This is a genomic window from Jatrophihabitans lederbergiae (genome assembly GCF_031845305.1).
Classification (GTDB): Bacteria; Actinomycetota; Actinomycetes; order Mycobacteriales; family Jatrophihabitantaceae; genus Jatrophihabitans_A; species Jatrophihabitans_A lederbergiae.
Map to the genome: position 1 here is coordinate 62,548 of NZ_JAVREH010000022.1, position 10,540 is coordinate 73,087.

The 10,540-nt window shown below is 70.3% G+C and carries 9 protein-coding genes; 1 reads left to right on the plus strand and 8 read right to left on the minus strand.

Features of this window, described 5'->3' with window-relative positions; all coding sequences use genetic code 11:
• Positions 1 to 48 precede the first annotated feature (48 nt).
• From RM423_RS15525 to RM423_RS15555, 7 genes are all read right to left on the minus strand, one after another.
• Entirely contained in the window at positions 49 to 966 is a 918-nt protein-coding gene (locus tag RM423_RS15525) for a copper transporter (protein WP_311423951.1), read from the minus strand.
• Positions 963 to 2,153: a putative cytokinetic ring protein SteA gene (gene steA, locus RM423_RS15530; RefSeq protein WP_311423952.1), complete on the minus strand. Its 1,191-nt coding sequence runs from the start codon at positions 2,151 to 2,153 to the stop codon at positions 963 to 965. The genes RM423_RS15525 and steA overlap by 4 nt, the downstream gene beginning before the upstream one ends.
• A gap of 188 nt (positions 2,154 to 2,341) precedes the next feature.
• Positions 2,342 to 4,138 carry a DNA repair protein RecN gene (gene recN, locus RM423_RS15535; protein WP_311423953.1) on the minus strand — a complete coding sequence of 599 codons (1,797 nt, stop codon included), beginning with the start codon at positions 4,136 to 4,138 and terminating at the stop codon, positions 2,342 to 2,344.
• A gap of 8 nt (positions 4,139 to 4,146) precedes the next feature.
• A complete protein-coding gene (locus RM423_RS15540) occupies positions 4,147 to 5,064 on the minus strand; it encodes an NAD kinase (RefSeq protein ID WP_311423954.1) in 918 nt (305 codons plus the stop codon).
• Positions 5,061 to 5,849 (minus strand): TlyA family RNA methyltransferase, encoded by a 789-nt coding sequence (locus RM423_RS15545; RefSeq protein WP_311423955.1) that lies wholly within the window; start codon positions 5,847 to 5,849, stop codon positions 5,061 to 5,063. The genes RM423_RS15540 and RM423_RS15545 overlap by 4 nt, the downstream gene beginning before the upstream one ends.
• Before the next feature lie 11 nt (positions 5,850 to 5,860).
• Positions 5,861 to 6,055 carry a hypothetical protein gene (locus RM423_RS15550; protein WP_311423956.1) on the minus strand — a complete coding sequence of 65 codons (195 nt, stop codon included), beginning with the start codon at positions 6,053 to 6,055 and terminating at the stop codon, positions 5,861 to 5,863.
• 95 nt (positions 6,056 to 6,150) lie between these two features.
• Positions 6,151 to 7,188 (minus strand): HAD-IIA family hydrolase, encoded by a 1,038-nt coding sequence (locus tag RM423_RS15555; RefSeq protein WP_311423957.1) that lies wholly within the window; start codon positions 7,186 to 7,188, stop codon positions 6,151 to 6,153.
• 58 nt (positions 7,189 to 7,246) lie between these two features.
• Here RM423_RS15555 and RM423_RS15560 point away from each other — a divergent pair, with 58 nt between their 5' ends.
• Positions 7,247 to 8,518 (plus strand): DUF1015 domain-containing protein, encoded by a 1,272-nt coding sequence (locus RM423_RS15560; protein ID WP_311423958.1) that lies wholly within the window; start codon positions 7,247 to 7,249, stop codon positions 8,516 to 8,518.
• 24 nt (positions 8,519 to 8,542) lie between these two features.
• On the opposite strand, the gene RM423_RS15565 is transcribed toward RM423_RS15560, so the two are convergent.
• Positions 8,543 to 9,298, minus strand: a complete 756-nt coding sequence (locus tag RM423_RS15565; RefSeq protein ID WP_311423959.1) for a tetratricopeptide repeat protein — start codon at positions 9,296 to 9,298, stop codon at positions 8,543 to 8,545.
• Positions 9,299 to 10,540 lie beyond the last annotated feature (1,242 nt).

A 10,540-nucleotide genomic window follows, 5' to 3' on the forward strand; every position in this document is an offset into this window, starting at 1 on the left:
GATCGGCGGATCGGCGGTTCGGCCGCTGCCGACACCGTCCGCCGGGGATCAGCCGGACACGCCGGGCAGCAGGGCGTCGGCTCCCGAGCCGCTGCCGAAGTGGCCCTTGTGGCCGCTGACGGCGTTGGCGGTCGCGAGGGCCACGGTGAGCTGCCCGAGCGCCGTACCGGCGTTGTCCACCGTGGACACCGACTTCTTGGCCGTCGCGTCGTTCCTGACCAGTGCCACCAGACCGGCCGCGGTGTCGGAGGCGGCGTCGCCGGCGACGACCGCGGTACCGGCGATGGCTCCGAGCTCGGTGGAGAAGGACAGCAGCATGGTGGCCTTGGGGCTGTCCTTGACCATCGCGCCGGGCGCGACCAGGACGATCGCCTTGGCGGCGGTCACGGTGCCGCTTTCGGTGGTGAGCATGTCCAGGGTCTTGAACCCCGCCAGCACCTGGGTCAGGTCCGAGCCCTGGCCCTTACCGCCCAGCACGAAGCCGAGCAGGGCGCCCGCCAGCATTCCCACGTCCTCGGTCGTGGGCAGCTGCAGGCCGATCGGGTGGACGCCCGAAGTGGCCAGGGAGCGGATGTCGTTGGCGCGAGCAGGGTCGGTGAAGCTCTTGCCGAGTTGCACCCGGCCGGACACCACGCCGCCGGCGGCGGTGATCTGGGCCGCGATGCCGTCCTTGACTTGCTTCGAGGCGCCAGGCGCGCCGAGCAACACCACGGGCGTCTTGGCCAGACCGGCGCCCGAGATCTTGCTGCCGAAGGTCTGCGCCAGCAGATCGGCGTTTCCGGCCTGGCTGCGCAGCGCCTTGTTCTGGGCCGCCGCATCGCTGTTGGCCTTCTTCAGGCCCGACACCTGGCTGCGCAGGTCGCCGACCACCGCGCCGTTGAGAGCGCTGGTGCCGACGACGACTCCGAGGGCGATGGCCAGAAAGATCGCGATGATCGAGATGAGGTGGTAGCGAAAGGAGATCACGAGATCAGGTCCCTCAGAAAAGTGGTGGAGTTGTCCCAGCCGCGGGCCAGCAGGTGCAGGTAGCCGGCACTGGCACTGCCGGCGTACAGCACCACGAGGATCGCGACGAGGGCGGCGATCGCGAGCAGCACCACCGACAGCGCCGTGATGCGGGTTTGGAAGAGTTGTGCCGCGGCTTTGGCGTCGACCAGCCGACCGCCCACCTTCAGCCGGGTCAGCACGGTGGAGGCAATTCCGCCGCGGCCGGCGTCGAGCAGCTCCTCCAGGGTGGCTCGCATGCCCACCGTCACGATCAGCGTGGCGTCACCGGCGTCGGCAAGCAGCATCGCCGCGTCCTCGCTGGTGCCCGACGTGGCGAAGATGACCGGCTCCACCCGTAGGTCCTGAACCCGTGGCAGGCCGATGACCCGCCCGTGGTGGTCGGCGTGCGCGACCACCTCCCGGGCCTCGCGCAGGGCCGTGTCCGACATGGTGTCCAACTCGCCGATCACCACCTCGGGCTGGTAACCGGCTTCGCGGAGCACATCCGCCCCGGCATCCACACCGATCAGCACCGGACGGAACTCCCGGATGTAGTGCTTGAGCGCCTTCAGGTCGGACTTGAAGTCATATCCCTTCGCGACCAGTAAGACGTGCCTGCCCTTGAACCGCGTGCGCAGCTGCGGCAGGCCGACACCGTCGAGCAGCAGCTCCTTCTCGCGGTGCATGTGCTGGGCGGTGCTGGAGGCGAAGGCCTCCAGCTGAGTGGCCAGGCCGGCCTTGGCCTCGAGCATCGCCGCGCTGACCGTGTCGACGTCCTGCCTTGCGCCCCGGGCCACTTCCCGCTCGCCGATATAGAGCGTCGGCCCGTCCAGGCGGAGCTTGGTGCCCTCCTTGACCCCGGAGAAGATGTCCGTGCCCACAGCATCGAGCAACGGGACGTCGTTGGCGACGAGAACCTCGGGTCCGAGATTCGGATAGCGGCCGGAGATGCTCTGCTTGGCGTTGACCACGGCGGCGACCTTGGCCTCGACCAGGGCGTCCGCGGTGGAGCGGTCCAGGTCGGTGAGGTCGATGACGGCGATGTCGCCGGGGTTCAGTCGGTGCAGCAAGCGGTCAGTTCGTCGGTCCAGGCGGGCCACACCGCTGATCCCGGCGAGGGGGGTGTTCCGCCGCCTGCTCCCGGGGCGCAGCGTTGCCAGCTTCATGAACTCTGATGGTGCCATCCGGGCCGGCCACCGGCGAGCTTCGCCACGCGGAGTCACCACCTCGACACGAAGTCGCATCGGCCGCCCGGTCCGAACTGACCGCAGCGGTGGACCCGCTCTCGTCCGGCGCACGCAGTCATAGATTGGTCTGGCGCACGCACACACCGATCGGTTCAGTGCGCGCACTCTCACCGATCGGTCCGGCGCTTGCGCGGCACCGGGGCGACCACCGCATCCTCATCGTGTGCCGCATCGCGTGCCGAGGCGAGCAGCTCGGCCGCGTGCTGCCTGGCGACCGGGGTGTCATCGCCGGCCAGCATCCGGGCCAGCTCCGCCAGCCGCCGTTCCCCTTCCACCGCGTGGATGTCGCTGCGCGTCACGCCGCCGGACCCCGCCGCCACCGACTTGTCGACGACCAGGTGCCGATCGGCGAAGGCCGCGACCTGCGCCAGGTGGGTGACCACGATGACCTGGTGATCGGCGGCGAGCCGGGCCAGGCGCCGGCCCACCTCCACCGCGGCTCGACCACCGACTCCGGCATCCACCTCGTCGAACACCATGGTGGGCACCGGATCGGTGCCGGCCAGGCCGACCTCGATCGCGAGCATCACCCGCGAGAGCTCACCGCCGGAAGCCCCGCGCTGAACCGGTAGCGCCGGCGCGTCCGGATGCGGTTGCAGGGTCACCTCGACCTCGTCCATGCCGTCCGGGCCGGCACCCGTCGGCACGCCACCGATCAGCACGTGCGGTCCGGTTTCGGCAGCGGGCCGGTGCCGGACCTCGACAGCGACCCGCGCGGCCGGCATCGCCAGCGCCGCCAACTCGGCGGTGACGAGGCTGGAAAGCTTCTCGGCCGCACCCCTGCGCTCACCGGACACCGACTCGGCGATGGCGGCGTACTCGGCAGCCGCCCGGTCCCGGGTGGAAGCCAGTGCCGCGAGTGCCTCGTCGGAGGTGTCGGCGTCGGCGAGTCGCTGCTGTGCCTGCTCGGCCCACGCCAGCACCGCGGCAAGGTCTACCCCGTACTTGCGGATGATGGTGTTCAGCGCCGCTCGGCGCTCGTGTACCGCCGCGAGCCGGGCGGGGTCGGACTCCAGCCGCGCACCGTAACTTGCCAGCTCGCTGCCGATGTCCGCGGCCGAGGCGGCCAGCTCGGCCAGTCGTCCCTCGATCTGGTCCAGTTCGGCGTCCGTGCCCGATACCTGCGCCAGTCCGCGGCCCGCGGTGGCGATCAGGGAGTACACATCGGCCTGGTCACCGGCCGGGTCGTCCGGGTCACCGAGCAGCGCGTCGTGGGCGGTGCGCGCGGCCGTCCGCAGCGAGTCGGCGTGCTCCAGTCGCCCGGCCAGAGCGGCCAGCTCGACGTCCTCACCGGGCAGCGGCTCGACGGCTTCGATCTCGGCGATCCCCATTCTCAGCAGCTCGGCCTCACGGGCCAACTCCCGGGCGTCGGTCTTGCGGCGTTCGAGTTCGGCCACGGCACCGCGCCATCGTTCGAAGGCCGCCCGGCACTCGGTGAGGTCCAGTCCGGCGAATCGATCCAGCGTGAGCCGCTGCTCGCCGGGCTGGGTGAGTCGCTGCTGGTCGCTCTGCCCGTGTACCGCGAGCAGGCCTTCGGCAAGCCGGCTCAACACGGTCGCGGGAACCGAGGCGCCACCAGCCACCGCGCGCGACCGCCCGGTGGCAGCGATCACCCGGCGCAGCACGAGGCTGCCGTCGGCGTCGATGTCACCGCCGGCGTCCATCACCACCGCAGCCGCCGCGGAATCGACACCGACGAGCAGCCGGCCCTCGACGCTGGCCGATTCGACACCTGGCCGGATTCGGGAGGTGTCGGCGCGACCACCGAAGAGCAGCGCCAAGCCGGTGACGACCATGGTCTTGCCCGCTCCGGTCTCGCCGGTCACGACGGTCAGCCCGGAACCCAGTTCGAGCACCGCGTCAGAGATGACGCCGAGCCCGCGAATCCGGATTTCTTCAAGCATCTGACCGGCTACTTCCGCGGGGAGTTCGGCGAACCATCACGGAAGCCGCGCACCGGCAGTTGGAACTTGGCCACGAGCCGCTCACCGAACGGCGTCGGATGCGGCCGGGCGATGGTCACCGTCTGCTTCGAGCGCTCGATGCGCAACCGGCTGCCCGGGGGGAGATCAAGTGATCGACGGCCGTCGCAGCTCAGCACCCCGGCATGCTCGGTACCGATCAGGTTGATGCCGATCTGCGAATTCGGCGCCACCACCAGCGGGCGTTGGAAGAGCGCGTGCGCGGCGTTGGGCACGACCAGCATGGCTTCGACATCGGGCCACACGATCGGGCCGCCGACAGAGAACGCGTAGGCGGTGGAACCGGTGGGCGTGGCGCAGATGACTCCATCGCAGCCGAAGCGAAGCAGCGGCCGGTCATCCACCGATACCTCGACCTCGAGCAGCTTCTCGCGGGAGCTCTTCTCGATCGAGGCCTCGTTCAGCGCCCAGTCCTCACCGATCACCAGGCCGTCCAGCATGGCGGTGATCCTGAGGCTGAACCGCTCCTCGATCTCGTAGCGGCCCTCGACGATGGCGGTCACGGTGGCGTCGAGGCCATCGAGTTCCGTCTCGGCCAGGAAGCCGACATGGCCGAGGTTGACTCCGAGAAGCGGTATGCCGGCTTCACGGGCGTCCTCGGCCGCGCGCAGGAAGGTGCCATCACCGCCCAGTACCAATGCGACCTCGGCGCCCTTGGCGCCGTCCGAACCGTCGATGACGGTCACGTTGCCCAGGTCGTCGCCGTCGATGTCCCGGAGCAGATCGGCGCACTCGGCTGGCTTGATGCGCACCTCGAAGCCGAAGGTGCTCAGCCGCGAGATGACGTGCCGGGCGAGGTCGCGGATGTCGCTGCGACCGGTGTGCACCACGAGCAGAACCGATCTCACGTGCCCTCCTTCGTGACCGCGTCGATGGCGGCCTCGTCGACAGGGCCAGCGTCCTTGCGTAGCCACAGGAAGAATTCCACGTTGCCGCTGGGGCCGGGCAGCGGGCTTCGAGCCACGCCGGCGGTCCCCCAGCCGAGCGCCCGCGCCGAGCGGGCGACCGACCGGACGGCGTCGGCCCGCAGAGCGGGATCACGTACCACCCCGCCTCGTCCGACCCGCTCACGCCCGACCTCGAACTGGGGTTTCACCATGGGCAGCAGGTCTTCCGACGTGCAGGCCGTGAGCGCCGGTAGCACCACCGCCAAGGAGATGAACGACAGGTCGGCGACGGTGACGTCGGCCGGTCCACCGATGTCTTCGGGCTTGAGGGTGCGCACGTTGGTCCGGTCCCGCACGATCACCCTGGAATCGGACTGCAGCACCCAGATGAGCTGGCCGTAGCCGACGTCGACCGCGACCACCTCGGCCGCGCCGCGCCGCAGCAGCACGTCGGTGAAGCCGCCGGTCGAAGCGCCGGCGTCCAGGCAGCGACGGCCGGTGATCGCCACCTCGGGAAAGCAGTCCAGCGCGCCGATCAACTTGTGGGCGCCGCGGGAGGCGTACCCCGGGTCGTCGCCATCGGTCAGCACCCGGATGGGAGTGTCGTGCTCCACTCCGGTCGCAGCCTTGGTAGCCGTGGCGCCGCGCACCTGAACCCGGCCGGCGGTGATCAGTTCCGCGGCTTGCTCGCGTGAGCGCGCCAGCTGGCGTCTCACCAGCTCGACGTCAAGGCGTAGTCGGCGCACTTCGACCGCGCTCAGGCCCGGTCGAGGTCGGCGAGGGCGTTCTGCAGCTCGTTGTGCAGCTCGTCGAACGTCACTGCGGCGTCGGCCAGCGGCAACTCGTCCACGCGGTCCAGACCGGCGGCGACTACCGCGATCCGGGGTAACGGGTCGTTCGCCCCGGGGGTCGGCACGACCCGCTGGGCCGCCGCGCGTGTTGATTCACTCACGTCTACCACGGTACCGGCCCGATCCGACAGAACTTCGTTATCGGGCATCGACGGGGAAAGAACGGCGCGGGGTGTGACCGGTGGACAGCGGCTGTTCAGCCGAGCCCGAGCTCCTTCAGAACCGACTGCGCGGCGGCACCGCTCGCGACGACACGGGGTGCGACAGAGCCGGTGTCGAAGACGTGCCAGGCCGCCTCGGCGAGTGCCCGCAGCGGGTTCAAGCCGTCGCCTTCGCCGGCGTCCAGCTGGTCGAGCAGCAGCGCACCGTCCTCCATCCGGACGCGCGAGGCACCGCAGCAGGCGGTGCCGTCTACCATGCGCGCCGTCGGGTGACGATCGAGCAGGGCGGAGACATCCCGGCCGAGATAGTCCGGGCGATGGGCGGGGCTGGCGGCAAGCAACCCCGCGGGCATGGTTACTCCGCTGAGCACCAGTAGTGAGTCGCAACCGGCTCTGCGGGCACCCTCTATGTCTGTGTCCAGGCGATCGCCCACCACGATCGGGTGCGTGGCGCCGGAACGCTCCACGCTCTCGGCGTGCATCGCCGGGTCGGGCTTGCCGGTCGCGGCCGGTTGCACTCCGGTCGCATGCCGCAGGGCCGCGACCAGAGATCCGTTGCCGGGCAGCGGCCCACGCGGCGATGGCACCGTCGCGTCGAGGTTGGTGGCCAGCCACGGCACGCCGCGCCGGATCGCTATCGCCCCTTCCGCCAGCATGTGCCAATCCATGCCGGGAAAGAAGCCCTGCACGACGGCGGCGGGCTCGTCATCGGCGCTGAAGACCGGCTTGAGGCCGCGCTCGGTGACCGCCTCGATCAGCCCGGTTGTGCCCAGTACGAGGACCGGGGCTCCGGCAGGCAGCCGGTCGGCCAGATAGTGCGCCGCCGCTTGGGAGGAGGTGACGACCTCAGCGGGCTCCGCCGGAACGCCGACCCGCCGCAGCAGCTCGACGACCTGGGCGGGAGTGCGGGAGGCATTGTTGGTGACGAATGCCAGTCGCATCCCGGCCGCCCGAGCGGCGGCAAGACCGGCCGGCGCGCCCGGCACACCTTCTTCGCCGACGTAGACCACGCCGTCCAAGTCGAGCAGTGCCACGTCATAGCGCCGTGCCAGCGCCTGGTCCAAGCCGATCATGAGTTCCCCATCCTGTTTCGGACTGGCTGGCGCAGCCGTCCGCGTAGCATCGGCGACCGTGACCGACCCAACCACCACCGCGCGTGGACTGTCCCTGGCACCCTTTCGGGCGACCCGTTTCAGCGTTGCTGACGCCGACCTCGGATCCCGGCTGTCACCGCCGTACGACGTGATCTCCGACGCCGACCGCGCCCGGCTCGTGAAGTCGAGCCCCAGCAATGTCGTCCGTCTGATCCTTCCAGAGGACGATGAGGCCTCGCTGGCTGGTGGGGACCGCTACGCCGGAGCCAAGGCGTTGCTCGACGGCTGGGTTGCGGACGGCACCCTCGCGGTGGACGACGAGCCCGCCCTGTTCGTGTACGAGATGCAGACGCCGGACGGCGCCGCAACCCGCGGACTGCTGGGTGCTGTCGAGCTTCGGAACCCCGACGATGCGGTGATCCTGCCGCACGAGAACACCATGGCAGGTCCGGTGTCTGACCGGCTGGCTCTGATGAGCGCCACCGAGGCAAACCTCGAGCCGATCTACCTGGTCTATGACGGTGGCGGGGCGGCCTCGGAACTGGTTGCCTCGGTGTCAGACCTTCGCCCCGTCAGTGAGGCTCGCACTCCCGATGGAGTCACGCACCGGCTGTGGACGGTGACGGATGCGGCCGCTCAGGCCGCCGTCGCCGCTGATCTGGAGTCCCGGCGCGCGCTCATCGCCGATGGGCACCATCGCTACGCCACCTATCGGCAGTTGCAGGCCGATCACGCCGGCACCTCCGGGCCGTGGACTCGCGGGCTGACCTTGCTGGTCGACACCTCCTCGTACGGACCGCAGGTGCACCCCATCCACCGCGTCGTGGCACAGCCCTGGGACCAGCTCGTGGAGCACACCCGTACGGTAGCCACGGTCAGCGAGCCGATGTCCGTCACCGATGCAACTAACCTTCTAGCTGACGTTGAGGGTTTCGCGCTGGTTCTGGCCAGTTCCCCAGCCCATGCAGTGCTTGTGTCGGCGCTGGCGCCGGAGGTCATAGAGGGGGCGCTGGGCGCGGTCGTCCACACGCCGCTCGGGGGTCTTGACATAACAGTGCTGCACCGAGTGCTCGTAGAGCAGGTGTGGCAGCTGGTCGACACTGTGGACAACGTCGGCTACGCGCACGACGTGGACGAAGCCCTCGCCGCTGCGGTGGCCACCGGCGGCACGGCGGTGCTGGTCCGACCAACCCCGGTCCAGGCGGTAGCCGACGTGGCCGCGGCGGGTTTGCGGATGCCACGCAAGTCCACACTGTTCACGCCCAAACCCGCGTCGGGCATGGTGATCCGCCGCTTCGCCGATCAGTGACGATCGGCGAAGCGGCGGCTACCGCTAGAGCAGGTTCGCCGCCCGGTCGGCTGCGTCGGTCTCGTCATCGACATCGGCCTTGGCCGCCGCGCCGAACCACTGGATAGCGTCCTGGGTACGCCCGGCCTCGGCGAGCGCGTCCGCGTAGGCGTACCAGAGACGCGCGCTGCCCGGCTTCGGATGGTTGACATCAAGTCCACCGCGCTCCAACACCGCGAGCGCGGCATCGAGCTGCCCCATGTCCCTGCGCGCTCCGGCGACCACGATCAGCAACTCAGCTCGGGCCTCGTGGTCCAGCTTGCGCACCACCGGATCTTCGAGCATCTTCAGCGCCCGCTCCGGACGTCCGAGAGCCCGCTCGCAATCGGCCATCACCGCGATATTGCTGGCATCGCCCGTGATCCGGCGCGCTGCACGAAGCTCGGACAACGCCTCGGCCCACTCGCCGGCGTGGTACGCCGCCAAACCGGTGGCCTCGCGGACCGCCCCGACACGAGCACCGCGTCCACGGGCCGCTCGGGCGTGCTCCAGTGCCCTCGTGGGGTCGCTGTCGATGAGCTGGCCGGCGGCTACGAGGTGCCCGCCAACGAACTCGGCGGCGAGCTTGCTCAGCGATCGCAGCTCCGAGCGGACCGAAGGATCGAGCAGCTTGGGGTCCGCATCGGACGGGATCGCGATCTCAGTTCCGCGAGTGGGGCGCGAGCCGCGAGTCGACTCGTAATCGGCTACCTCTTCCCGGCGCCCACGACTCGGTCCGCTCGGCGTACGCGGGTACCGCACTTCGGATGACGAGGAGCGCTCGAACCGGCCATCGCTCGAGCTCCGGTCCCCTGACGGACGACCAGCTGATGGGCGGCCTCCGTACGCTGGCCGATCACCGGATGCTCGACGATCCCCGTACGACCCACGATCGCCGGCCGGCCGGCCGGCGGAAGACCGGTCCCCGCCAGCAGCACCACGGGCCCCGGAGTGGTCGCCGGCCCCGCCAGCGTTGGGACGCCCGGGCCGGGAGTATCCCCCGGAGCGATTGCTACCACTTTCGCGCGACGGACGGTCCTCCCTGCCACCACGGGGTTCCGGAGAGTGCCGCGGGAAGTCATTGCGTTCCGGCCGACCGCTCGAACCATGACGCTCCGAACTAGCACGGGACGGCCTGTCGCTCTCCGTTCCGGGCTCCCACCAGTTCGACGCTCCACCCTCAGGGCGACGGTCGGGACGGCCATTATCCCGGCCAGCGCCAGGTGCACGATGGGGGGCGCCAGCGCCAGGTGCACGATGGGGGCCGCCAGAACGTCCGGTCGGCGCACCGCCACGTGGCGCGCCGCGATCGAAGCTACGGCCCTGCCGTGAGTCAGCCCGCTCATTATGTCCGCGCTCGGGTCGCTGTGAACCCACAGCTGCCCGGGGCCCGGCGAAATCACGGGAGGTCGGACGCTCAGATCCAAACCGGTTCTGGCTGCGACCGCCTGGATCGCGATCCCCTCCCGTCCTGCGGTCCCCGCCAGTACGGGCGTCGTCATGAGACGCGCGCCCACGGGACTCGTCGTTCCGCGGCGCCGAGCGTCCAGTCGAACCACCGCTGAAGCCGCCCGCACGCCGCTCCCCGCCGGCACCGCCACCGCCGGGGGCTCGTCCGTAACTGCCACCCCGGGCATCACCACGTCCAGCTCGGTCGCCACCACCCGTCCGGTCGCCGCCGCGCGCGCCCTGCCCGCGGCCGCCGCCGGAACTGGGGGCGCCGCCGCCACGTGCTCCGGAGCCGGAGGGTCGGGAAGGACGCGATCCGTATTCAGCCATGCCTACCTACCTAAATCAGTTGGAGCTATAAACGTAGGGAGCGCCGGGTCGTCCCGGTGGTGGCGGGTGCGTCCTGGCGCTGCTTTGGGGGTGGAATGGGGGGGAATGCAGTGAAGGCCGTTCCGGGGGGTGCCCCGGGACGGCCTTGACTGTAGTGGTGTGTCCGGCGACGTCCTACTCTCCCACGCAGTGGCCCGCGCAGTACCATCGGCGCTGAGAGGCTTA